Below are 22,855 nucleotides of genomic sequence, written 5' to 3' on the forward strand. Positions count from 1 at the left end.
GAGCGGTTGAACGCCAGCGCCGCATTGTTGACGATGCCGCCGGTATCATCGATCGAGCCGGTGGTGCCGCCGTTGCCGATGGAAAGCGTGCCCGCCGAAATGATGGTGGAACCGGTTATAGGTATTGTCGGCCGTCAGCGCCCAGGTGCCGGTGCCGGTCTTGGTCAGCGTGCCCGCGCCCGTGCCGATCACGCCCGAGACCGTGCCGGTGCCGGGGCCGATCAATGTCAGATTTCTACCCGCCCCGGTGATGCCGCCCGACAAAACCACGGTCCCGGATGTCGTGCTGACACCCGCGCTGATGCTGGCGTTTGCGGCAAGTGTGATCGCGCCAGCATAGCTGCTCTCACCGGCGCCCGTATAAAGGGCACCTAAATTGCCGACACCGGTACCTGAAAGCGTCAGTGCCTCCGCGCCGACATTCACGCCCGTGAAGAGGGCCATAGATGCGCCCGAACTCACGACCGTGCCGTTGTCCGTTGTGCCGAGACCCTGGCTGTTCCTGATCACCAGGGAGCCCGCGGCGACCGTCGTCAGCCCGGTATAAGTATTGGCGCCCGAGAGGTTCCAGATGTCGGCGTCGTTTTTGATTATCGAGCCGGAGCCGATGGCAATGACCCCGCTGACGGTCCCTGCCGTGTTGGTCGTCCCGCCAAGTACCAAGTTCGTGTTTGACCCGGTGATCCCGCCCGACAAAGTCAGAGAGGTCGCGCCGTTGGCATTTATCGTGGTATCCGCCGCCAGAGTGATCGCACCCTGGAATGTCGCTGCGCCGGTGCCGCTGCTGTTCAGCGCGCCGGCATTCGATACGCCGGTCCCGGAGAGCGTCAGCGCTTCCGCGCCCACGGTGATATTGCCCGTCAAGGATAGCGTCGCGCCCGATGCGACCGTCGTGCCGCCTGCAATCGTGCCCAGACCGGTGGCATTGGCCACCACCAGCGTCCCCGCGGAGACCGTCGTCGCGCCGGTATAGGTGTTAGCGCCGGAGAGAATCCAGCTGCCGGTGCCGGTCTTCGTCACCGTCCCCGCGCCCGTGGCGATCGCGCCGGATTCCGTTCCGGTGCCGACGCCGGCCATCGTCAGGTTCATGCCCGAACCGGTGATGCCGCCGCTCAGGCTTAAAGTGTTGCTCGCGGTCGCCACCCCCACGAGGATGCGGCTGTCGGCGGCCAGCGTGATCGCCCCGGCGAAGCTGCCCGCACCGTTGTTCCCCGTGAGGGCGCCAAACGGGCCGAAACCGGCTCCGGACAGCGAAAGCGCCTCAGCCCCTACGGCGACGTTGCCATCGATCACCAGCGACCCGCCGGCCGACACGGTGGTGCCGGCATCCGTCGTCCCGAGCGCCGTCGCATTCTGGGCGACGATCGCCCCGCCCGAAATGGTGGTGGCGCCGCTATAGGTGTTCGCCCCGGAGAGAACCCAGATGGCGGAGCCCGCCTTGATGACCTGGCCGCTTCCGGTCGCGATCACGCCGGAAACCGTGCCACCGGCAATAAGGCTCAAATTCTTTCCGGAACCGCTGACCTGACTGGCGATCTCAAGGCCGTTGCCGCCGTCGACCGACGCGTCCGCCGCCAGCACGACCCCGCCCGTGAGGGTCGCCGAGGTGGAGCCCCCGATGAGCGCGCCGTTCTGGCCCGAGGCGCCGGAACCGGAGATCGTCAGGCCCTCCGCCACCGTCATGGCCGATCCGCTATCGAACAGAAGGGACGCCCCGGAAACGACCGTGGTGCCCGCCGCATTCGTGCCGAGGCCGGAGGCGCCGGTGATCCTCAATATTCCCGCCGAAACCGTGGTCGCGCCGGTATAGGTGTTCACGCCGGACAGCGTCAGCGTGTTCGCGGCGAGCTTGGACACCGCGCCGCTACCGGAGATCACGCCGGCATAGGACACATCGTCCGAGCGGTTGAACGCCAGCGTCGCATTGTTGGTGATCGCGCCGCTGATCGAGCCGCTGCTGCCGCCGCCGCCGATCTCAAGCGTACCCGCCGTGATCGTGGTGCCGCCGGTATAGATGTTGGCCCCGGTCAGCGTTAGCGTCCCCGCCCCCAGCTTCTCGACCGTGCCAGTGCCGGAAATCACGCCGGCATAGGTGAGGGCGTCAGAGCGGTTGAAGATCAGCGCCGCGTTATCGGCGATATTTCCGACCACCGAACCGCTCGTCCCGCCATGGCCGATCGAGAGCGTGCCGCCGGTGATGGTGGTGCCGCCAGTATAGGTGTTCGCGCCGGTGAGAAGCAGGGTTCCGTCGCCGGTCTTCTCCAGGCCGGTGGTGCCCCGCAGAACCGAGAAGATGGTGGCGGACGCGCCGGTTGCCACAGCAATCCCGGTCTGGCCCGAGGTCGCCGCAAGCGTGATGGTGTCGCCTGAGATGTTGTAGTCGTCGACTTGGAAGTCCATGCCCTTGACGCTGATATCGCCGGGCGTCGGACCAACGACAGTCACATTGTTGGTCACCTGCGCCACCGAGAAGATGGCGACGCTGCCATCCCATGCGGATGGGGCCGTGCCGGCCGCGTTGGTCCAATTGGTGTTGGTGCTATTCCAGGTGCCCGTCCCGCCATTGGGACCGCCGGAGGTGGACCCGCCGTTCCAGTAGAGGCCCAAGGCAGCCTGGGCAAAGTTCAAGTAGATGGCCGAGCCGGTATCGCTAACCGTGAATGTATAGCCCGCTGGGGCCGTGCCGGCTGTCACGCCGTTATGGACCAGCGTCGTGTAATTTATGATGAGATAGGGGTTGGCGCCGATCCAGGAGACGTCACCGGTAACGTTGATCGTCCCGTCGAGCGTGAGGTTGGTAACCGTCATAGTTTGGATTATTGGTACCTGAGTACCAATTTCCACATTCAGGTTGCCGCCCGTGTTCATCACCAGCGATCCGACTGTCGAAACCGCAGTGGTCGGCAGCGCATTGGACTTAACCGAGAGTATGCCGCCGCTCTGCACCGTCACGCTTCCGGTGACGGTGGCCGCGCCGTTATTGAACGGGCGGAAGAAGTCGAGTTCGCCGCCATTGTGGACGGTGATATTGCCTGTCACGGTTCCGGCCACCACCCGCGCGAGCGCGCCGGACCGGACATCGACATTGCCAATCAGATTTGTGGTGTTACCGCCGACAACGACAGCGACTTCCAACATGCCGCCGATGACATCCACGTTCGCCTGAAAGGCTGTCGCGCTGGTTCCGGAGCCGGCCAGCGTGCCAACCACGAGCGTGCCGTCGAGCACCTGCCAGTTGGTGGTTTCGCCTGCGATGGACGAGCCCGTGATGGACCAGGTGGACGTGCCGTCCTTCTGATGAAGGGAAAAACCGGAATATCCGGGATCTCCGGAAACCGGAGCGGTTGGGTGCAATAGAGCGGGATCTAACGTGCCGTCGGTCGAGCCGCCAAGCACGAAGGTATTTAACGCCCCGCTCGAGATGGCACGCGTACTGGAGTTGATCCCTCCGCTCCAAAGTTCGAGCGTATTGTTGTCTCCGGTGATGCTGACCGAAATCACCGCAAAGCCGCCGGAATAGACAAGGCCGGACTGAAGCGTCAGCGTGTTGTCATCGCCGGAAATGACCACCCCCGGGACGCCGGTACCCATGGGCGGACCATTGCCGTCACTACCGCCCGCAATCGTGCCGGCATTCGTCACGATGTTGCTGTTGCCGGAGATGAGCAGGCCAACGCCGCCGTTGTCCACACCGGATGCCATCATGGGGCGCGAGGCACCGATTATAGAGGCGCCGCTCAAGTTGCTGAACGTGTTACCCGTTCCGGCAATCTCCATGCCTATGCCGCTGACGCCGTACGAAGCGGAGCCGAATGGCCCGCCCACACCGCCCGAGATCGTTCCCGCATTGCTGATGGCACCGAGATTGCCAGCGACCATCAAGCCCATGCCGCCCGCGCCATTCGACCCGGCACTACCGTCATTGGTGTCGCCCGCGACACCACCCAAGCCGCCGCGGATTGCGGCTCCACTGTTGATCGTCAGTGTCCCGGTGGTGAAATAAAGACCCATTCCACCCGAGCCGCCCGAGCCGCCCGCCGTGGCTTCGTTGACCGCGCCGGAAAAACCACCCGCGCCGCCTGCGCCGCCAATGACGCTTCCGTTGATCGTTGCTCCAACACCGAGGACTGCGCCGTAACCACCCGCGCCGCCGCCACCGCCAGCGGCGACGGCCCCGATCGCGCCAACGCCACCCGCACCGCCGGTGACTGTGCCGGTCTGAGTGTAGCTGCCGCCAGTGGTCACTGTGAGGCCGTGCGCACCGCCGCCACCGCCGCCACCCGAAGCACCACCTGATCCAACGCTGCCGGCGTCACCCGGGTTCACGCCCCCGGCGCCGCCACCACCATCGGGGGCGCCAGCCCCGCCGACACCGCCGGTGACACCTGCGCCGCCACCACCGCCGCCACTGGCGCTGCCGCTGCCGCCACCACCCGCGCCACCTGCAGCGGTCGTTGAATCCACACCTCCGGCGCCCGCCCAGCTGATAGAACCAGAATCCTGCGCCCAGCCGCCTATTCCGCCATCCGCGAAAGCGGGAATGCTGCACGCGAGAACGCCGGCGATGACGACGGAAACACGCAGGGCCGGGAATAAGGTCGAAGACAGGAGCGCACCCCGCCGCGCGGGACGCCTTGGCTGTGCGGGCTTGATGGCGACGGAAACAGGCTGAAGTGCCGCTTCGCCCTGAAATTTACGCCGATCCTGGGTAGAGCAATCCGGGCCAATCACCGGCACAGTCGGCGAAACGGAGTTCAAGCCTGCGGTTTCGCGTTGTCCGTCGTTCGCCCGAGCCATTCGGCCTCTCCCAAATTACACAGCGCATAGCTTCAGCATGACTGTAGCATTTTACGCACCATGCAAGGTGTGCAGGATTGTCCGCAAGTCCACCATCAAAAAGGCGCGGCAGACCTTGACCTTAAGGCAGAGCATTCAGAAATGTGGCAAAACCATCACAATTTATCGGGCACTTTCCTCTTTGAGTTGTAGAAATCGTGCCTCTACACTGCAATCTCTAAAGCCTAAATCGTGAGGCGAATCAGAGGCATGGACGCTCAGATACGGCTAATCGCAGCCTCTATCCGCAGCGCCTTAAACCTGGCGGGCCGCGCCCGACGATGATGAGCACTACATCTACGCTATAGCCCTCTAGTGCCGCACTGCGCCCATTTCAATTGCCACGACCATCGCGTCACTGGCCTTGGAGATGCCTCTCATCTGATAGGCCTTCTAAGTTTTCGATGGTTGCGAGAGGCTGCGCCTTCGCCTTTCAGAGCATCCTTGAAAAATTGTGCCGTGCGGCTATATTACTGGAAATATCCAGGAGGTAGCCATGGGCAGCTCGCAAAAACGTGCCATTCAAAACTATCGATCTCGCTTGAGCGAGCGCGGCCTGGCGCGCTTTGAGGTACTGGCGCGAGATGCCGATCGCGACCTTATCCGGTCCTTGGCCCGTCGCCTTGCGGAAGACGGCCCAGAGGCGTCGCGTCTCCGCGCGGCAGTGAGCCAGACCATCGGCGGCGAGCCGCCGAAGAAGGGGGGAATTCTGGCTGCGCTACGACGCTCCCCTCTCGTGGGCGCTGACCTTGATCTCGTCCGGGTCCGCAAAGAAGGGCGAGACGTCGAAATCTGATGCGCTACCTGCTCGACACCAACATCATCAGCGACATCGCAAAACCGGCCCCGTCGGAATCCTTGCTCGCATGGATGGGGGAGCAAAACGACGAAGACCTTTTCATCGCCTCGCTGACCATCGCCGAAATCCGTCGAGGTGTTCTGGAGAAGCCGGCCGGCAAACGCCGCGATCAGCTTGAGGCATGGTTCTCAGGGCCAGAGGGTCCACAGGCACTTTTCGTCGGCCGCATACTCCCCTTCGACGAAAACGCCGGCCTGATCTGGGCACGCCTGATGGCCGAGGGGAAATCGCAGGGTCGGCCCCGCAGCGCGCTCGACACGATCATCGCCGCCGTCGCCGAGGCTCACGGATGCACCGTCGTCACCGATAACGAGAAAGACTTTGCCGGCGTCACGATCATCAACCCGTTGCGCGCATCGGGGCGCCTATGACCTCGACAGGCGCGCGCGATGATTTTACGAAACCTACGCTTAGGCTGATGGCGCAGCGCACCGGATACATGTGTTCCTATCCTGATTGCCGACAACTGACGATTGGCCCGTCCGACGATCGCAGGTCGGGCCTGACGATGGTCGGAGTGGGCGCCCATATCACCGCCGCCTCGTCAGGAGGGCCGCGCTACGACGGCAACCTCACGTCTGAAGAACGGGCGAGCGAGGCCAACGGCATCTGGATGTGCCAGCTCCACGGAAAACAGATCGACGACAATCCCAGCCGACACACCGCTGACGATCTGAAACGTTGGAAATCGCAACACCAGGAATGGGTCTTCGCGCGCATCGCCAGCGCCGACAGTTTGCTCAAGCATGGAATTACCAACATCTCCATCGAGAATGTCGGTCCGTTTCGCCAACGGACCAGCATCTCCCTTGGTCGGCACAATGTCGTTTTCGGACTGAACAGTTCCGGGAAATCCAGTCTTTGCGAGAGCATTGCGGCCTTTGCAGGCGGCGTGAACTTCGAGAATTTCCGCAAACGCTGGCGCCTCTTCGGGGCTGGCTCTCCGTCAATGATGATCGAGGCGGCCGTCTCAGTGAACGGCGCGAGAACAACCGTGCGGCTCAGCGAAGAGCCTGTGGCCCTCAAACGTGTCCCGAAACTCCATCAGACCCGTCTTCATATAGAGGTGAACGGGAACGTCGCAGCACACTGGCCTCGATCGCTGTTCAACATCGTATACTTGGATAGTCAAAGCCTGAAACCCAACCGGATCAAAGACCCTTTTCGCCGAGATCTGCGCGCGCTCGCGCCGCAGCTTGGGATGAGCGAGGATCAGGTCTGGGACGCGCTGCGCGAAGAGTTGTTCTGTAGCTCGACCTTCGGATCGCGAATTCGCCGGATCGGCGAGTATCGCGCGGAGGTCCGCTCGGCCGGCAGTGACTTCTTTTATGAGACGGGAGGACTGGCTGGTTCCGAACATAGCTTCGCGCTGTTCGACGTCCTTCTCCGAATGATCCGGGCAGACCCAAAGCCGACCCCTTGGATGATCATCGTGGATTCCAGCCTGTTTTTGGGCCTGGATAGCGACAACAAGCGCCGTCTCGTGGAGGCTTTGACACAGCTCGACGAGCCGGCCGTCCAGACGCTCGTTTGCGTCAACTATGAAACCGATGCGATCGACCTCAAGGCTGCGGACGGTGAGAAATGGGTCGGCTCCAGCGTCGCAGGCGCGTTGACCGTGCATTCGTTTTTATAGGCCCGCCCAGGATGAGCACGAGATTCCAACGCTACATAATCGATCCTCCAAGCGCGTGCCCAGCCCATCTGCGGATGCCAAGCGGGCACCCGATGAGTCAGATGTCCTTCGACATGGACGATGTCGCGCGATGCGCATGGAATGAGATTCTCCAGACCGCGCCACGAGCAACGTCTCTTTTTGCATTCCTCGAAGATCTGCTTGAACCGGGCACCAATCTCGTCTGGCGCGAACAGGGTCCAGGTCGCGGTACGGAAATGCGCCGTGCTTTCTCCGCCCTCTTCGGACGCTTCTTCGCGCGCGCCTATCTCCAGCTCAACCATGATTTCGTTTGGTTCGCTGCGATCGATGGCGACAATTTCCACCTCTCACCAAACTGGCGCGTCAGCCGGAAACCGCGCTCGCTTACGGAAATGCCCGACTGGATATGCGCCAGGCCAGGCGAACTCGCCATTGGCGAGGCAAAAGGCTCGCATCAAAAGGGGAATGCCACGCGCGGCGGTAAACCTGGTCCGATCAAGACCGCGGAGGGACAAATTATGGGTGTCCGTGTGCAAAAGCGTACACCGACTGTTCGCGGTCCGCGCTGGCGTTCCAAGAGCGTGAAAGGTTGGGCCGTCATGTCGCGATGGGGTTTGGCGTCACCGTCGCGCGATCCCTATCTCTATGTGCTCGACCCTGAAACGGAGGGAGAGAAGCTGACACCGGAAGAGATCGAAGACTTGGTCCAGGCGGTCGCTCGCACCCATGTCGCACAAACGGCGATTGGTCTCGGATTATTGAAGCCCGGCGGAGAGGGTGGAAAAATCCTGACGCCGAGTCGGCGCGTGCGGGTACAGGGCGATGATCAGAAGCGCCATTTCTCGGGTGTGGTGATTACGCCGTTTGGGCCGCTCGATCTTGACCTCGACCAGGCCAACGAGCTGTCGAAACTCCTTCCCGATCCTGGTCTTGTTCGCTTCGTTGGCCTGGATGAAGAATTGTTCTCTACGTATCTCCAAGGACAACCCCTTGTGCCGAGACAGCAAGAACGGATCGGCGATCTCTCGCTCGTCGGAAAGGACGGTCTCTTGATCGCGCCTGTCAGCCAAATCTTGGACGGCGGAATTCAGACCGAATTGACATGAAATCTTCTCAAACGGCTGGACGCGGTGACCGAACAATGACCGCGCCGATCGACGTCTGGAATCTCGACACCTTCGACGCGGCGTTGATCGACGTGTTGCACAGCCAAAAACAGGTCTTTGTCGATTATTTTGCAACCGATCGGGCGAACTACCTGGAACGCGAAGCATCGGACCGGCGGGGGCCACCCCCCTCCAACCCTCATGCCAGCGCCTATTATCGTTTCGCCGATGATTTAATGGCCGTCATGCAGACCCGCACGATCCGGGCTTGGCATCATACGCGCATGACCGACCGCGAAGTGGCCTCGGCAAGGAACAATGGTCTTTATCCGGCGACGTTGGACTCCTTGCGCGCACGCCTTGCTGATCGAGTGGCTGATGGTGACTTCACCAGCGACGAGGCGCGTGTGATTTTCGAGGCCAGCCCTTTTCATAATGACCAACTCGGCTCGCGCGGCGGCAAGTTCTGGATGACATCTCACCCGCAGCGCATCGACGATGGCGGCGTCACATCTCTGCTCGCTCATTGGGGTGGTGAATCCGCCTACTTCAATCACGAAGAAGGCGAGATGCTCTACAAGCTATCGAATCTAGGCACCCCGCGCGCTTTCGAAATCGCCGTCCCCCTCGGCGTCACGCCCGACGCCTATTCAGCGGCCAAAGCGGTGATCGCACTCTACGCGCGCTCCCTCTCATGTCACACCGATTGGGGCGGATTCGACCTATATGCCACCTCGCACCTTGGCCCGGACAGGCTGCTAAACGTCCATAGCGCAGGCGAGGCAGACTTTGCGGCTCTCGGGCGAGGATATCCTGGGGCCTATCGTAGTCGGTATGGCGAAGACGACTAGATCGTTGACGCTGCGGGCGCCTGGATCAATTGAATCCCCTTATCGAGCAGATCGTCCAAGAAATCTTCGCGCGAGGTGATCGGTCCGGCCTGTGTCGCCAGAATGAGCGCTTCGACGATGCGACGCGCCAACGACCGGGCCAGAACTTGCTCGTCAGTCGAGATCGACGCCATCGCGCGGCCATGCAGGAAAGCGCTCCTGACGTTGAAGAGCGTCTCGTACTGGTCGGCATAGTCGCGATTGCCCAGCAGTCCGGCCACCCGTCCACGCATCTTTTTCGTCGGACTCATTTTCTTGTGCCGATCCGGGGCGACGCGAAAACTCTTCTGGTAGTCGGCCTGTAGGCCCAAAGCCGCCTCGATGGTGGTTACATGCGCCAGAAACTCATCGACGTCCTCTGCCAGGAATGCGCGGACGAGGAAGTGGGCGATCGGCGTTTCGAACAGGACCGTCCGCTTCGCTTGTTCGACGATTGTCCACCGATGTTGATCCCAGACGGTGATCCCCGTCTTGGCCTCGTCGGACAGTCGCAATTCCAGCGGGCGCTCGACTTCGACCGTCCCGCCGTAGCCGTCATCATAGATGCGGTCTTCCCAGTTGAGCGTATCGGCTGACGGCGGTGAGCTGGGGCGCACGAAGATGTCGCTATCGACCGTATAAACCCATGGGACGCGGAAACCGCGCCAATCGACTTCCGGCATGGTCGACCAACTTTCCCAAGGCGCGAGCAGGAAGAAGAACAGTGCGTCTTCAAGCGCGCTTGGAAATCGCCCCTTGTGCGGCTCGACGCGCCCGAAGTCCTCTCGCATATCCATGAAGAGCACCGGCACGGCGCGCGCCTCCGGCTCCTTTTCAAGCGCCACATGCTCCTTGACAACCAGCCAGTGGAATTCCGAAAATCGATCGGCATCGAAATCCATGCCCTGGAACATGCGCTGCAACCGTGTCGTATCGACGAACGCGCGAAGCTCGTCCGACGTGAAACGGCCAACCCGCGCCGACCCGAACGCCAACGGTGGGATTTCCTCCGCCATATCCAGCGGCGCGAGATGAAGGCGGCGCGCATGGGTCGCACGAAGCGCCATATCGAGCCCTATTGCCGCCGTCTCGACGGGAGACGCGAGATGCGCCGCGTCCGCGCGAAGCGCGCATGGGAGACCGAGCGAGCGCAGCGCAGTCGAGAGTGCGAAAGCCGGTCCCTTTTTGCCGGCACTGGGATAGCCGTCACGGCAGGCGTCGCGCAGCCGCTCGAACGCCGGTGCGGCGAGGAGATTGTCAGGCCCGGGCGGGCTCAGCCGCCACAGCTCCGCCATCTCCCGCAACATTACTTCGTTCGGGGCGGGTGCCATGTCGGCCATCAGGTGATCCGCAGTCGGCGCAAGAGCTTTGCCAGCATGGCTTCATATTCCTCTGGCTTTGAGAAATCGGCGTACATCTTGCCCTTCAGGAACTCAGGCAGCTCGCATGGCTCGTAGAGCAGCGGCAGCACGACAACCTCGCCGCTGGTGATCTCCCGGTTCATCGCCACATCGAGTTCCTTCTTCACCCATGGCGCGTCGATCGACTTTTTAGAGAGCACGACGGCAATGTAGCGGCTGAGCTTCATGCCCTCGTCGATCTTGGCGATCAGCGAGTCCCCGATGTCGATTTCGGCCTCGTCCAGCCAGACCCGCGGCACGCCATGCGCGAGGAGATCGTCACGCAGACGACGCACGAACGGTTTGTCGACGCCGGTATGGCTCAAGAATATGCCATGATATTTCTCATGTGCCGGATCGGCCTTCTCCAGCGCCAGGCTGTCCCGCACCAACTGGTTCTCGGCCTCTGCCGATATTGGCGGTGTCAGCAACCATCCGACCGTGGCTCCCCGCACAACGTGTCCGCCGAGGCTATAGCCCTCGGGCGTCGAGGCGATCGACGTCATGCCCTCGGCCGGGTCTGACAGACATAGGCTCCAGCCCGTTTTCGACAGGACATCGAAATAGCGCACGAAGGGGCTGTCGTGATCGATCGCGCCCATCCGCCGGCCCTTTTTCACCAGCAGCGCCGAACGTTTCACGAGTGCGGCAACTTTCGGGGCGACATAGCCCAGATGGGTTTCGCGATAGCCGTAAAAATTCATCCGCTTCGGCTCCGACAGGCACCAGACCACGGTTGCCCCGGCCGCAATCGCAGCCTCCATCTCCTTTTCCCGATCTTCCGCGTCGAATGCGGTGTCGATGTCGTAGCTTTCGTTCTGGCGCTTGAGCTTTCCCAGTTCGTGAGGCTCGTTCGAGAACTCGCCTTCTGCGCCGAACAGGAAATGCGTATAGCTCTGCGGATTAATGATGATCGTGTCGTATTCGTAGAGGGGGAACGCCGCGCGCGTTTTATTGACCCCAGCCTGGCACAGCCCGAGATTCTCGATCTCGACCCCTTCGATCGTCTCGCCGGTATAGGTGACCCCGACCGTCAGTACGCGCTTCATCATCTCTCTCCCTTATTGTTCTTGTGTAACGTCGGCCGCCTCTCAGCCTCGCAGGATTATCCTGGGACCGCGATCGGCTGCACATCCCTGACCTCGCCACGGCTTCCGACCAGCGCGATCTCGATGCCGGCCAACCCGCAGCGCGGTGCCAGTCGCTCTGCAAGACGCAACGTGCCTTCCGTGAACGGCACGACCGCGACCTGACGCCCTTGCGATGGCGTCGCCATCAACAGGCCTACCGTCTCGCACAGACCCTTGTAGAGCCGGGACACCTGACCCGAATGTCTCGTGTTGATGATTCCGCCTTTGCATTCGGCCGAAATGACCTGGCTGCCGACCTCCGCGACCACATCCCCCTGACCCGATTTGGGATTGACGGTGATCTCCTGGCCCGCAGCATTCCGATAGAGGCCGCCATAGCTGGTGGTGCCGATGCTGGAAACCTTGACGAAATCGCGCCGAAGCAGCCAGCCCGAGAAGTCGAATTGCTTGCCATGTTCTCCATCGGGGTGGACGCGGACATGACGGGTATCCTCGGTTCGCAAGAGGTGCATGGCGTAGGCGACCATCACCGCCCCTTCATAGAGATGGTGTTCGTGCTCCCCGTCGGATTTCCCAATGCGGTTTGGTGGCGGCGAAAGCGCCGTGACGAGATCTTCAAAGTCCACAAAGATGCTCCCGTATCCGATGAACTGAAAGCTATCTGCGCCACCCATCAAGACCGTTAAAGTAACAGCAGAACCATCATGAAGCACTTACGATTTGCGATGCTCATGTCTGCCCAGATTAAATACGCACTAATATCTATTGAGGGGAATGTTTTCCCCTGCGGCCGAGCCACAGTCTCGTCCGAACCCTTCTCCGGGGAAACCCCGCAACGCCCCAAGACGATACGGCGATCAGGATGCACAACTTTCCGGTTTCTAGGCTTTGCACATCCTGATCCGATTTTTGTCCCCGGCTCCCGCTGACGCTCGCGCCGGGCGGGTTGCTTGGGGGCGCCGCCCCCTGGCGCGGTCAAGGGTAAAGCGCCGGCAAGCCGGCGCCGTCCGGGGTGGTCTCCCCGACCTTCCGCGCGGATGGGATGTTCAGCACATCCGTCACGACGGACATCCGCTTGTGCAGGTCGGGTGATCCCCCTCCACCCCGGCCGCCCTGGCCCTTGCACCCCCCGGTCTCGCCGACGGGCAGGGTTTCAGCGCGGCGCTTCGCTGCGCGAAACCCAAGCCCATAGGAGAAAGACCATGACGACCCTTGCCACAGAAACCACCGCCATCCCCGCCGCCGTGACCGTGACGGGCGCGGAGGTGTTCATCCCGCTCAACAAGCTCAAGAAGCATCCCAACAACGCCCGCAAGACGCCGCACAGCGAGGCGTCCATCGAAGCGAAGGCGGCGAGCATCCACGCCAAGGGCATCCTGCAGAACCTCGTGGTGGAGCCGGAGTTTGACGCCGAGGGCGCCGCGACCGGCTTCTATCTCGTCAGCATCGGTGAGGGCCGCAGACTGGCGCAGTTGCTGCGCGTGAAGCGCAAGCAGATCAAGAAGACGGAAGCCATTCGCTGCGTGATCGACACGGTGAACGATGCCAGCGAAATCAGTCTGGACGAGAACGTCACCCGTGAAGACCTCTCGCCCGCCGATCAGTTCGAGCGTTTTCGCGAGCTTGCCGAAACGCGCGGATGGGGTGCGGAGGAAATCGCCGCCCGGTTCGGCGTGACGGCGCATGTCGTGCGCCAGCGGATGCGTCTGGGTGCGGTCAGCCCCAAGCTGATGCAGGTCTATCGCGACGGGGATTTGACGCTGGAGCAGTTGATGGCCTTCGCCATCGTGGACGATCCGGCCCGGCAGGAGCAGGTCTACGAGAACCTGTCGTGGAACAAGGACCCCTCGACCATTCGCCGCGACCTGACCCGGATGCACATCGCGGCGACGGATCGGCGGGCGGTGTTCGTCGGCGCGGAAGCCTATACCGAGGCGGGCGGTGTGATCCTGCGTGATCTGTTCACCGAGGATCGCGGCGGTTTCTATGAAGATGCCGCCCTGCTGGACCGGCTGGTCATCGCAAAGCTGGAGGGGATCGCGGAGAGCGTGAAGGCCGGGGAAGGCTGGAAGTGGGCTTCCGTCCATATCGACTATCCACACGGCAACGGCCTTCGCCGCACCTATCCGCATTCCGTGGCGCTGTCGGAGGAAGACGAGGCAACCTATGCCGCCGCGCAGGGAGAGTATGGCGCGCTGACCGAGCAGTATGACAGCGCCGAGGAACTGCCTGATGATGTGGATCAGCGGTTCGGAGAGTTGGAAGCCGAGATCGAGCGCATCGACGCGCTTCGCCACGCCTACGATGCCGACGAGATCGCCCGTGGTGGTGTGTTCGTTATCCTCTCCCATGATGGGGAAGCCCGCATCGAGCGCGGCTTCATTCGGCCCGAGGATGAAAAGCCGGAAACCGGAGGTGATGTGGGCGGTGACGGCGGCAGCGTGGTGGACGGCGTTCCCGTCAACGGAGATGGCGAGATCATCGAGGGCGGCGATGATGACGCGGACGGCAACCCGGTTCCCGTGTCGGAGGCCGAGGACGAGGATGCCGGGGATGCGGGCAAGCCGCTGTCGGACCTTCTCGTCCGCGACCTGACCTCGCACCGGACGCTGGGCCTTCGCCTTGCGCTGGGCGAGCAGCCGGACATGGCGCTGATCGCCGTCACCCATGCGCTGGCGGCGCAGACCTTCTATCGCGGAGTGGACGCCACCTGCCTCGAAATCCGCCCGACGAGCAGCGCACTCGCCAGTCATGCGGACGGCATCGAGGATACGGCGGCGGGCAAGGCGCTGGCGGATCGTCATGCCGGATGGGCGGCGGACATGCCGCGTGACGCGGGCGAGCTGTGGGGCTTCGTCGCCGGTCTGGACCATGCCAGCGTCATGGCGCTGTTCGCCCATTGCGCCTCGCTCACCGTCAATGCGGTCAAGCAGCCTTGGGAGCGCAAGCCCCACGCCCATGCGACGGCGGAGAAGCTGGCGACGGCGGTGGCGCTCGACATGACGGCGCACTGGACGCCGACCGTGCGGGCCTATCTGGGTCGCGTTACCAAGGCGCATATCCTCGCCGCCGTGCGGGAAGCCGTCAGCGATGCGGCGGCGGAGCGGATCGCGGGCTTGAAGAAGACGGACATGGCGGAGGCTGCCGAACAGCTTCTGGCCGGAACCGGCTGGCTTCCCGCCGCCCTGCGCACGGCGCGGCCCGCGTGGCTGGACCAGCAGCAGGAAGGTGACGCCTTCCAGATTGCCGCCGAGTGATGACCGGGCCGGGATCGCATCAGCGGTCCCGGCCTTCCGTCCGTCCGACGCTCCAAAATTCCGGTCGCGCGGTGTTCACCGCGCGACCGGCTGACCTCGACTGTCCGATGACGGCCACCGTCTTCGGCGCTATGGAGAACTGTCATGATCGCCGTGATGTTGATGAGCGTGGCGCTGATCGCGGGACTGTGCGTCCTGGCCTATACGCTCGCCGTCTATGCGCTGCCCTTCATGCTTGGCGTGGAAGCCGCGCGCTTGGCCTATGCCAGCGGCTCCGGCCTGATCGGTGCGGGCCTCGTAGGCCTCGTCGCCGGGGCCGCAGCCTATGGCCTGCTGGTGTTCGCTTTCGCCTCGCTGCGCTCGCCGGGCTTGCGGCTGATCGTGGCGCTGGTCTTCGCCGCGCCCGCCGCTGTCGCAGGCTATGCCCTTGTCCACGGCGTCACGCGCGAGGCCGTGCCGTCCGAGGTGTGGCGGCAGATCTTCTGCATCATCGGTGGCGGCTTCGTCGGCGTATCGGCCCTGTTGCGGTTGGCTGTGCCCGTGCCTTCCGAAAGTCGCTGACCGATCTCAGCTTGCAGGCTGGCCCGCTGCCGCCTGTCCTGTCCCTATCGCGGGATCGGAATCCGATAGATCGTTCCGTCGCCCCATGCCGCCGTCAGCAATGACGCCCCATCTGGTGCCAGCACCAGACCGACAGGGCTTATGAGGCCCTCGGCCACCGCGCGGGATTGGCCGTCGGGAAGAATTTCTCGAACGGTCGTGCCGCCATAATCGACCACGAACACGCGGCCGTCCTTCGTCATCGCGACGCCGGGTCCGGGCGTGCTGAAGGCCGTTCCGGCCTCGATGCGTGTGCCATCGGGTCGGACGATCGTGACGCCGCCGCCGATGTTGGAAACGACATAGCCGCCGTCCAACGTCTGCACCGCACCCACCGGGGTTTGCAGCCCGTCGATGACCGGCTCCAGCCGACCTTTATCCGTCAACCCGAGAATCTGATTGGTGCGGCGGTTGGCGATCAGCAGTCTGCCGGCGCGGTCGAAACCGATCCCGGCGGGTGTCGCCAGTCCCGTCACATGCACGCTGCGCACGCCGTCCGGCGTGAAGCGGTAGATTTCGTCACGGGAATAGGACGCCACATAGATCGCGCCGTCCGGCCCGACCGCGAGGCCAGATGGACCTGAGAGTCCATCCGCGAAGGTGGTGCGCGTGCCGTCCGGGGCGATTCGCGAGACGCGCCCCGCGCCCCATTCCGCGACATAGAGGTGGCCAGCCGCATCGAAGGCCATGCCGACCGGCGAACTGAAGCCATCCCAGAGTTTTTCGGGTGTCGCCGCACTGGCCTGACCGGCTGTCGGGATCATGAGCGGGAAGGCTGAGACCGTAGCGAGGACAACAGCGCTGCCGATGGCGATAGAGCGAAGGAGGCTCATCATGCCGCACGCTCCTCTTTCTGAGGGGGACGGTGCGCGAACACCTCTTTCGCGGCAAACAGTCCATTGAGCGCGGCCGGAAAGCCGGCATAGACCGCCATCTGCATGATGATCTCGGTGATTTCGCCGCGAGACAAACCGACATTCAGGGCGGCCTCAATATGCACCTTCAATTGCGGGGCCGCGTTGCCCATGGCCGTCAGCGCCGCGATGGTGGCGATCTCACGCGCACGCACGTCAAGGCCGGGGCGGCTGTAGATATCGCCGAACGGAAATTCGATCAGATAGGTCGCAAAGTCCGGCGCGATATCCGCCAGCGAGGCGACGACCTTCTCTCCGGCCTGACCGTCGATGTCAGCGAGCGCGCGCCGTCCGCGTTCCAGCCGGCTTTCGCCGACGCTCTGGTGGTGTTGCGTCATAGTCCTTCATCCTCTGTTCCTGGCCGGCGTAACCGGCGATCTTGGTGTCGAGGACGAGAAGAGAGGCCTGGAGTTCGGCTGCATGGGTGCGGACGCGCTCGCGGTGCTGTTCCAGCATTTCGCGCCGCTCCGTCTCCGTGCCGACGCCGCGCTCCCGCAAGGCTGCATAACGCAGCATGTCCCGGATCGGCATCCCGGTCGTTCGTAGACGCCCGAGGAATTCGATCCAGATCAGGATTGATGCGTCGTAGTCCCGTTGGCTCGATTGGTTCCTGTCCGCATAGGGAAGCAGCCCGATCCGCTCATAGTAACGGATGGTATGGGCCGACAATCCCGAACGCTTCGCCAGTTCACCAATCTTCATGAGCACCTGTTCTCGTCACGACGCATGAACAGATACGAGTTAGAGCGCACTCTAAGTCAAGGGGACTTTTCTATAAGGCGCGAAGGGCTGGGCGTTGCCCTTCGGGCCGCGCTTTCGGCTGCGCCGGAACCACGCCAAGAGCGCGCTTCCGCCATTCGGCTTCAATCGCTAACGCGAAGAGCGGCGGTTGCTGGCCTTTCCGCTGGCGAAGCCCCCCGCTCGGGCGAGCAAGGGCATGAGATGTCTGCTCACAGCGATGGCGGCAAGGCCAATACAGCGGTCTCTCCGTTCTCGGCCTCGATACCTTCGGCTAGGCTACCGCGTGGAATCTTGGATCGGCCGCTGGCGAGAACAGTCACGCTGCTGCGGCGAGTGTCATCTCCGGCCTGCCAACACTGGCGCTGCGAAGAAGGCGAAGATCGGGAAGCGTCCACGTCCGCCCGTGGACGATGGACGGGCCTTGCCGTCGAAGGTCAGGGAAGGTTGACGCGACCCGCAGGTTCACCACCGTTTTCACGTCTGGCGCGGGGACCGGCCGTCACCAGTGCCGTGTTCCTCGGCTTTCCCTGTCAGCCACACCCACGGCGTCCTCGAATGGATTGGGTCTGACCGAACACCGGCTGCGCCTCGCTCGTCTCCCCGCAACGTCCGTCGCCAGCTTTTTTCCGCCGCGCGAGCGCGCTTTGCATCGCGAGACAAAAAAGCTGCCGCCGTCCGCCGTCCATTGCATTCCCGCCCTCCGGGTGCGGGGCCAAGCGTCCCCGGTCGAACGACCACCATCGAGGCCGCGATAGGCGCGGCCGGATGCGAAAAGGAACACGACAATGGCGACCATCGGCACCTTCACCAAGAACGAAAACGGCGCGGGCTTCACCGGCGCGGTCAAGACCCTGACCCTCAACGTCAAGGCCAAGTTCGTTCCCACCGAGGGCGACAGCGAGCGCGGCCCCGACTTCCGCATCTTCGCCGGGGCCACGGAATTTGGCGCGGCCTGGAAGAAGACGGCCCGCGAGACGCAGCGCGAATATCTCTCCGTCAAGCTGGACGATCCAAGCTTCCCCGCACCGATCTACGCCAGCCTGGTCGAGGGCGAGGACGGCGAAGCCCACAATCTCATCTGGTCGCGCCGCAACGGCGACTGAGACCGGACATCTCCAGAAGCCCCGCTCGCCCGAGCGGGGCTTCGTCATGGTCATGGCTGTCACCGCCTGTCAGGGAATACGGCGATCAGGATGTACGCTTTTCAGGTAGACGCGCGGATCGGCTCATTTCGGTAGCGAGGTCGAGCATGTTCTTGAGCGCCGGGTTGCGATTGTGCGGCGGCGATACCGCACTGAACCAACCGGCACATTCACGTCCGACTCCGTGATCCCCAGCCGCGGTCAGCGATTGTAAACGGCGGTGATGCTTGCTTTGCCTATCGAATTCGCACGGATCATGAACCCGGCCAGAGCGTTGCTCGCGTCCTTCGGCAGATCAAGCTTCTCGACGCCGAGCGCGTGGACGGTGAAGATATAACGATGCACCTCGCCAGGGGGTGGGCAGGCTCCGCCGAACCCCGCCACTCCATAGTCGTTTCTGATCTCGACTGATCCGCCCGGCAGTTCGGACGTGCCGCTCGCGCCGAGCTTGATGTCCGATACGCTGGCAGGAATGTTCACCACATTCCAGTGCCACCAGCCGGAACCGGTTGCGGCATCGGGATCATAAGCGGTGATCGCAAAGCTCTTGGTCTCTGTGGGGGCATTCGACCATGACAGGTCCGGCGATCGATTGCCGCCATCGCAGCCAAAGCCTTTGAAGACCTGCGCGGTCGCGAGCTTGGCGCCCTCGGCGACCGATGCGCTGGCCAACTGGAAATCCTGGGCAGAGGCGGACGTACTGATGGCGCCGGCAAGTGCCATACCGACGAAATATCTCTTCAGAAGCATGTTCACATTCTCCTTTTTCAGATGTGACGATGCTTCGAACCTAGCCTCTGGCGGGACGGGATACTTCCGGTCGCCGCTCAAAAACTATCGAAAAACGATCAATCGGCGGCCGATCGTATGGCCATAGGCTTGATCCCGAACCGTTTCTTGAATGAATCCGAAAAGTGCGAGGGTGTCGTGAAGCCGCATTCCAATGCTATCTGTGACACGGGAATGCCCGTGGTCTGGAGCAAGGTCAGCCCCCTCTCGAGCCGTGTGTTCTGAAGAATTTTGGAGAAGCCATATCCTGATTTCGCCAGCCACCGCCGAAAGGTCGCCTCACTCATAGCAAAGTGCTTCGCCACCTCCGCCGCCCGCCACGGTCGGCCTGGATCGGTTTCGATGAGCGTGCGCAACTTGCTGAACGGTCGCTCGTCATGCGGGATCGGAAGGCGAACGCCGTGATGACGCAACCATATCAGCGGCTCCAGCAAGCGATGCTGGCGGATGGGCCAAGGCAGCGTTGCATCGCCCAGCGTCTGCTGGATCAAGCCGAGGATCTCGAAAGGGCGATGCGGACTTGCCCTCACAATCTGAAGACCCGTTGGTCCGTTGCGCTGCGGCTGATCGGCGAAGACAGTCTCCATGAGTTCGTGCGCGAAATAGACACCCTCCGCGCGATAGCTCGCATTCAGCAGCGGACGGTTTTCTAGCGTCATCATTGAGCCGGGTGGAAAGATGAGAAGGTCACCCTCCTGTCCAACCATCTCTCCATTAACCGGACAGACCACTCGCTTTGAGCCTGATTGAACAAAGCAAAGAAAGGTAAGGCGTATAAATAGATCGGCGAATGTCGCGGCAGTCGCCTGCGTGATCGTCAGGATTGAAACAGCGTCTTCGCAACTCTCATCGCCGCTTCTAACTTCTAATCTCATCTTTGCCACTTTCCCAACTCTGACGTGGCTATCCGCGCTGGCCAGTCTCAAAGATAATAAAGCACTTCCATGTACTTCCACACGAGCATGCTAAACGGAACTCGAAGCCTTTTGCTAGGGGCGCTGCCCCCGCGCGGTGCAAGGGATCGCTGACGCTCATCCGGGCCGGTGTCCCCGGCCTTCCTCCACGTCGTTCCTCCGTTCCGTGCAGGCCGGGTGATCCCCCTCCGGCCCGGCCGCCCTTGCACCTTGCTACCCCGGTCTCGGCGACGGCCAGGGTTGCAGCGCAGCGCTGCGCTCCAACCCAGACCCACGGAGACAGATCATGTATCATCAACTCGCCACCCGGTTCGGCCGGAACGCTCACCAGATCAGCGGCCGCGAAGCCCTCGACAATGAAGCCCTCTACCGACACGTCCCGTCCGTCTTCGCCCGCGAGGCGCATGACAGCCGGTCGGACCGATATGTGTACGTCCCCACTATCGAGATCGTGGAGGGGCTGCGCAGGGAAGGATGGTTTCCGTTCTTCGCCGTCCAGTCGGTGCCGCGCGACGGCAGCCGCCACGGCCACGCCAAGCATATGCTGCGCCTGCGCCGAAATGACGGCATCGGCAAACCCGAGGCGGCGGAAGTCATCATCGTCAACAGCCATGACGGGACATCGGCCTACCAGATGTTCGCCGGGATGCTGCGCTTCGTCTGCACCAACAGCATGATCGCGGGCGAGCGCTTCGAGGAAGTCCGCGTGCCCCACAAGGGCGGCATACAGGATCAGATCATCGAAGGTGTCTATACCGTTGCCGAAGACTTCCCCCGCCTGATCGATGCGACCGAGACGATGAAGGAAACGCGCCTGTCGCAGGACGAACAGCGCGTATTGGCCGAGGCCAGTCTTGTCGCCCGCTATGGCGAGGACGAAAGCCCTGTCCGCCCCGATCAGATCATCGCCCCGCGCCGCCGCGAGGATGTCGGGCAAAGCCTGTGGAGCACGTTCAATGTCATTCAGGAGAACTTGATACGCGGCGGGCTGGACGGTCGCCGCACCAATGCCGAAGGCCGTATCCGTCGCAGCCAAACCCGCGCGATCAACGGCATCGACCAGAATGTCGGACTGAACCGCGCGCTGTGGACGCTGGCCGAAGGGATGCAGCGCCTGAAACACGGATGATCGTAAAGCCGTGCAGCCGGGTTTCCGGTTGCACGGCTTTGCTTGTATCCGGCTGTCCGATTTTCCGCCGATCCGTGGACCCGGATCGGCGGCGCGGCCGTGTCGTCGCCACGGCCGCCGCTCGCCTGGCTGCGCCCGGCTCGCCAGATCGACTTTGCTACGTTAAGTAATGATTAGCCAATATTGATCGCTTTGCGCGATCTACATATCCGGTAACGCTGACTTCAAAGCATATCCCAAGTTGTGGACACTTCGTCTTTCCAGCGCCGATCCCATGCTGGAAGAAAAGAGGTGACGCCATGCCGAGTTCTGATTGGCGCTCGCCGGCCGCCTATGGACATGCCCAGAGCATTCCTGCCGCCGGCTTCGCTTGGGAGTATCTCCGCCGCGACGACGAGTATCGCCGCGACTTCCATCGTCTGAAGCGGAAATCCCGTCACGACACCGACGCGCAGACCGCCTTCACGAACCGATGGGGGTTGCGATTTCGCGGCGGACCCGGACCAGCCCGCCGATCGCGCATCGCTCTTCTGGACGCCCGCGCTTCAGCCTGACGCCTTCCGGCTCCAGCCATCGAGCGATCCGCCCGACAACTTTGCCATGCCCATCGTGCTGCCGAGGCTTCCCGGCGTCGCGGCGCGATCGGCCGTCGATGGCACCTGGCACGGCCTCCGGCGCGGATCGGGCGGGGAGCATCGCTTCTGGCTCGCGAACGCTCCACCCGAAGGTCCAACGGGCTTTGTCGTCATCCTGCCGCTCGACACCCTGTTCGAGTTGCGCGCCGAAGCGGCGTTGCGCTTCTGGCTGGCGCTGGCCGGACGCCCGCCCGGCGACCGACATCACGACCTTGCAGCCCAGACCCGCGACCGGCACATCCTGATCCTGCGCGCCCTCGACGCGAAGCTGGCCGGCGCCAGCTATCGCGTCATCGCCGAGGCGCTGCTCGGCTTCCAAGGCCGGTCCAAGAACGATTGGGAGGTCAGCCCCTTGAAGAACAAGGTCCGCCGCCTCGTTGCGGACGGCCTGTTCTACATGCGCGGCGGCTATCGTGAGCTGCTGACCTATCCCGTCCGTCCACGGCGTCGGCGCTGAGTGCCCAGCGTTTAGCGTGGCGCAGAACTCACGGATGGGGATTCGGGAAACCGTGCCGCTCTGTCAGTGCGGCGAGGATATTGTCTTTCTCAGAGACGAAAGCGCGCCCTCGGTAGGCGCCGGTTTGGTGGGACGATGTTTCTCCTTCCGCCAGGACCAGTAGCGGTAAAGACTGATTTTCCAATCCCACCACGTCAATGACGGTCCTCCTCGGTCGAGGCCACGCAATCCGTTCTACATCAAGCCGTTCGCTCAATTCAGGAAACGACGCCAATACGCCTTCCATGAGAGCGCAATGCCAGCAGTAAAATATTTGGCCGGGATAAGACGGATCTTCAAATCCCGGCTTCAGTAAAAAGAGCTTGTCACGCATCATGCAAAGTCCCCCGACTACACCCTCTCGCTCGAATACATGAGTCTGACGAAACCGTCAGCGTCACGAAGTGCGTGAGCACGGTA

Annotated in this window: 22 protein-coding genes; 11 read left to right on the plus strand and 11 right to left on the minus strand. The window is 62.7% G+C overall.

Features of this window, described 5'->3' with window-relative positions; genetic code table 11:
• Positions 1-45 precede the first annotated feature (45 nt).
• Positions 46-4,326, minus strand: a complete 4,281-nt coding sequence (locus ADADO0_RS19855; RefSeq protein WP_511306930.1) for a beta strand repeat-containing protein — start codon at positions 4,324-4,326, stop codon at positions 46-48.
• Entirely contained in the window at positions 4,323-4,466 is a 144-nt protein-coding gene (locus tag ADADO0_RS19860) for a hypothetical protein (protein WP_511306931.1), read from the minus strand. Before ADADO0_RS19860 ends, ADADO0_RS19855 begins: the two co-directional genes overlap by 4 nt.
• A gap of 866 nt (positions 4,467-5,332) precedes the next feature.
• On the opposite strand from ADADO0_RS19860, the gene ADADO0_RS19865 reads away from it, so the two are divergent.
• From ADADO0_RS19865 to ADADO0_RS19885, 5 genes are all read left to right on the plus strand, one after another.
• Complete coding sequence (locus ADADO0_RS19865) at positions 5,333-5,632, plus strand: ferritin family protein (RefSeq protein ID WP_511306932.1); 300 nt, start codon at positions 5,333-5,335, stop codon at positions 5,630-5,632.
• The gene (locus ADADO0_RS19870) at positions 5,632-6,066 is read left to right on the plus strand and encodes a type II toxin-antitoxin system VapC family toxin (RefSeq protein ID WP_248117506.1); all 435 of its coding nucleotides are present in this window, start codon (positions 5,632-5,634) and stop codon (positions 6,064-6,066) included. The genes ADADO0_RS19865 and ADADO0_RS19870 overlap by 1 nt, the downstream gene beginning before the upstream one ends.
• Before the next feature lie 47 nt (positions 6,067-6,113).
• Positions 6,114-7,331, plus strand: coding sequence for an AAA family ATPase (locus ADADO0_RS19875; RefSeq protein ID WP_511306933.1), 1,218 nt, complete (start codon positions 6,114-6,116; stop codon positions 7,329-7,331).
• Between the two features lie 101 nt (positions 7,332-7,432).
• The gene (locus ADADO0_RS19880) at positions 7,433-8,458 is read left to right on the plus strand and encodes a hypothetical protein (RefSeq protein ID WP_511306934.1); all 1,026 of its coding nucleotides are present in this window, start codon (positions 7,433-7,435) and stop codon (positions 8,456-8,458) included.
• A 35-nt stretch (positions 8,459-8,493) separates the two neighbouring features.
• Positions 8,494-9,309: a hypothetical protein gene (locus ADADO0_RS19885; RefSeq protein WP_511306935.1), complete on the plus strand. Its 816-nt coding sequence runs from the start codon at positions 8,494-8,496 to the stop codon at positions 9,307-9,309.
• On the opposite strand, the gene ADADO0_RS19890 is transcribed toward ADADO0_RS19885, so the two are convergent.
• Genes ADADO0_RS19890 through ADADO0_RS19900 form a run of 3 tightly spaced genes read right to left on the minus strand, consistent with a single transcriptional unit; the run spans position 9,306 to position 12,444 of the window.
• Positions 9,306-10,667, minus strand: a complete 1,362-nt coding sequence (locus ADADO0_RS19890) for a hypothetical protein (protein WP_511306936.1) — start codon at positions 10,665-10,667, stop codon at positions 9,306-9,308. The two genes, ADADO0_RS19885 and ADADO0_RS19890, sit on opposite strands and share 4 nt — an antisense overlap.
• Positions 10,667-11,776 (minus strand): toll/interleukin-1 receptor domain-containing protein, encoded by a 1,110-nt coding sequence (locus ADADO0_RS19895; RefSeq protein ID WP_511306937.1) that lies wholly within the window; start codon positions 11,774-11,776, stop codon positions 10,667-10,669. Before ADADO0_RS19895 ends, ADADO0_RS19890 begins: the two co-directional genes overlap by 1 nt.
• A gap of 56 nt (positions 11,777-11,832) precedes the next feature.
• On the minus strand, positions 11,833-12,444 hold the full coding sequence (locus ADADO0_RS19900; protein WP_511306938.1) for a hypothetical protein: 612 nt from the start codon (positions 12,442-12,444) through the stop codon (positions 11,833-11,835).
• A gap of 576 nt (positions 12,445-13,020) precedes the next feature.
• On the opposite strand from ADADO0_RS19900, the gene ADADO0_RS19905 reads away from it, so the two are divergent.
• Complete coding sequence (locus ADADO0_RS19905) at positions 13,021-15,075, plus strand: ParB/RepB/Spo0J family partition protein (protein ID WP_511306939.1); 2,055 nt, start codon at positions 13,021-13,023, stop codon at positions 15,073-15,075.
• Positions 15,076-15,219: 144 nt separating this feature from the next.
• Complete coding sequence (locus tag ADADO0_RS19910) at positions 15,220-15,636, plus strand: hypothetical protein (RefSeq protein WP_511306940.1); 417 nt, start codon at positions 15,220-15,222, stop codon at positions 15,634-15,636.
• A gap of 44 nt (positions 15,637-15,680) precedes the next feature.
• On the opposite strand, the gene ADADO0_RS19915 is transcribed toward ADADO0_RS19910, so the two are convergent.
• Genes ADADO0_RS19915 through ADADO0_RS19925 form a run of 3 tightly spaced genes read right to left on the minus strand, consistent with a single transcriptional unit; the run spans position 15,681 to position 17,291 of the window.
• Positions 15,681-16,511, minus strand: coding sequence for an NHL repeat-containing protein (locus ADADO0_RS19915; protein ID WP_511306941.1), 831 nt, complete (start codon positions 16,509-16,511; stop codon positions 15,681-15,683).
• Positions 16,508-16,927, minus strand: coding sequence for a carboxymuconolactone decarboxylase family protein (locus tag ADADO0_RS19920; protein WP_511306942.1), 420 nt, complete (start codon positions 16,925-16,927; stop codon positions 16,508-16,510). The genes ADADO0_RS19915 and ADADO0_RS19920 overlap by 4 nt, the downstream gene beginning before the upstream one ends.
• Complete coding sequence (locus ADADO0_RS19925; protein WP_511306943.1) at positions 16,863-17,291, minus strand: MerR family transcriptional regulator; 429 nt, start codon at positions 17,289-17,291, stop codon at positions 16,863-16,865. Before ADADO0_RS19925 ends, ADADO0_RS19920 begins: the two co-directional genes overlap by 65 nt.
• 824 nt (positions 17,292-18,115) lie before the next feature.
• On the opposite strand from ADADO0_RS19925, the gene ADADO0_RS19930 reads away from it, so the two are divergent.
• Positions 18,116-18,433, plus strand: a complete 318-nt coding sequence (locus ADADO0_RS19930; protein WP_511306944.1) for a DUF736 domain-containing protein — start codon at positions 18,116-18,118, stop codon at positions 18,431-18,433.
• 240 nt (positions 18,434-18,673) lie between these two features.
• Here ADADO0_RS19930 and ADADO0_RS19935 read toward each other — a convergent pair whose 3' ends face one another.
• Complete coding sequence (locus ADADO0_RS19935) at positions 18,674-19,222, minus strand: YbhB/YbcL family Raf kinase inhibitor-like protein (protein ID WP_511306945.1); 549 nt, start codon at positions 19,220-19,222, stop codon at positions 18,674-18,676.
• 98 nt (positions 19,223-19,320) lie between these two features.
• Complete coding sequence (locus tag ADADO0_RS19940) at positions 19,321-20,136, minus strand: helix-turn-helix transcriptional regulator (protein ID WP_511306946.1); 816 nt, start codon at positions 20,134-20,136, stop codon at positions 19,321-19,323.
• 325 nt (positions 20,137-20,461) lie between these two features.
• Between ADADO0_RS19940 and ADADO0_RS19945 the strand changes: the two genes are divergently transcribed.
• The 3 genes from ADADO0_RS19945 (at position 20,462) to ADADO0_RS19955 (ending at position 22,396) form a co-directional block, all read left to right on the plus strand.
• Positions 20,462-21,304 (plus strand): DUF932 domain-containing protein, encoded by an 843-nt coding sequence (locus ADADO0_RS19945; RefSeq protein ID WP_511306947.1) that lies wholly within the window; start codon positions 20,462-20,464, stop codon positions 21,302-21,304.
• A gap of 299 nt (positions 21,305-21,603) precedes the next feature.
• On the plus strand, positions 21,604-21,858 hold the full coding sequence (locus ADADO0_RS19950; RefSeq protein ID WP_511306948.1) for a transcriptional regulator domain-containing protein: 255 nt from the start codon (positions 21,604-21,606) through the stop codon (positions 21,856-21,858).
• Between the two features lie 46 nt (positions 21,859-21,904).
• Positions 21,905-22,396, plus strand: coding sequence for a DUF2285 domain-containing protein (locus tag ADADO0_RS19955; protein WP_511306949.1), 492 nt, complete (start codon positions 21,905-21,907; stop codon positions 22,394-22,396).
• Between the two features lie 28 nt (positions 22,397-22,424).
• Here ADADO0_RS19955 and ADADO0_RS19960 read toward each other — a convergent pair whose 3' ends face one another.
• On the minus strand, positions 22,425-22,772 hold the full coding sequence (locus ADADO0_RS19960; protein ID WP_511306950.1) for a DUF3088 domain-containing protein: 348 nt from the start codon (positions 22,770-22,772) through the stop codon (positions 22,425-22,427).
• Positions 22,773-22,855 lie beyond the last annotated feature (83 nt).

The sequence above is a fragment of the Aquabacter sp. genome (assembly GCF_965279295.1).
In the GTDB taxonomy this organism is placed as follows: Bacteria; Pseudomonadota; Alphaproteobacteria; order Rhizobiales; family Xanthobacteraceae; genus Aquabacter.

Bases quoted from the DNA above. Each gene is read 5' to 3' on its own strand.
- ADADO0_RS19910 (WP_511306940.1), top strand. From the start codon at position 15,220: ATGATCGCCGTGATGTTGATGAGCGTGGCGCTGATCGCGGGACTGTGC.
- ADADO0_RS19890 (WP_511306936.1), bottom strand. From the start codon at position 10,667: ATGGCCGACATGGCACCCGCCCCGAACGAAGTAATGTTGCGGGAGATG.
- ADADO0_RS19930 (WP_511306944.1), top strand. From the start codon at position 18,116: ATGGCGACCATCGGCACCTTCACCAAGAACGAAAACGGCGCGGGCTTC.
- ADADO0_RS19925 (WP_511306943.1), bottom strand. From the start codon at position 17,291: ATGAAGATTGGTGAACTGGCGAAGCGTTCGGGATTGTCGGCCCATACC.
- ADADO0_RS19885 (WP_511306935.1), top strand. From the start codon at position 8,494: ATGACCGCGCCGATCGACGTCTGGAATCTCGACACCTTCGACGCGGCG.
- ADADO0_RS19870 (WP_248117506.1), top strand. From the start codon at position 5,632: ATGCGCTACCTGCTCGACACCAACATCATCAGCGACATCGCAAAACCG.
- ADADO0_RS19960 (WP_511306950.1), bottom strand. From the start codon at position 22,772: ATGATGCGTGACAAGCTCTTTTTACTGAAGCCGGGATTTGAAGATCCG.
- ADADO0_RS19915 (WP_511306941.1), bottom strand. From the start codon at position 16,511: ATGATGAGCCTCCTTCGCTCTATCGCCATCGGCAGCGCTGTTGTCCTC.
- ADADO0_RS19940 (WP_511306946.1), bottom strand. From the start codon at position 20,136: ATGAGATTAGAAGTTAGAAGCGGCGATGAGAGTTGCGAAGACGCTGTT.
- ADADO0_RS19950 (WP_511306948.1), top strand. From the start codon at position 21,604: ATGCCGAGTTCTGATTGGCGCTCGCCGGCCGCCTATGGACATGCCCAG.
- ADADO0_RS19865 (WP_511306932.1), top strand. From the start codon at position 5,333: ATGGGCAGCTCGCAAAAACGTGCCATTCAAAACTATCGATCTCGCTTG.
- ADADO0_RS19895 (WP_511306937.1), bottom strand. From the start codon at position 11,776: ATGAAGCGCGTACTGACGGTCGGGGTCACCTATACCGGCGAGACGATC.
- ADADO0_RS19875 (WP_511306933.1), top strand. From the start codon at position 6,114: ATGGCGCAGCGCACCGGATACATGTGTTCCTATCCTGATTGCCGACAA.
- ADADO0_RS19920 (WP_511306942.1), bottom strand. From the start codon at position 16,927: ATGACGCAACACCACCAGAGCGTCGGCGAAAGCCGGCTGGAACGCGGA.
- ADADO0_RS19955 (WP_511306949.1), top strand. From the start codon at position 21,905: ATGCCCATCGTGCTGCCGAGGCTTCCCGGCGTCGCGGCGCGATCGGCC.
- ADADO0_RS19935 (WP_511306945.1), bottom strand. From the start codon at position 19,222: ATGCTTCTGAAGAGATATTTCGTCGGTATGGCACTTGCCGGCGCCATC.
- ADADO0_RS19945 (WP_511306947.1), top strand. From the start codon at position 20,462: ATGTATCATCAACTCGCCACCCGGTTCGGCCGGAACGCTCACCAGATC.
- ADADO0_RS19880 (WP_511306934.1), top strand. From the start codon at position 7,433: ATGTCCTTCGACATGGACGATGTCGCGCGATGCGCATGGAATGAGATT.
- ADADO0_RS19905 (WP_511306939.1), top strand. From the start codon at position 13,021: ATGACGACCCTTGCCACAGAAACCACCGCCATCCCCGCCGCCGTGACC.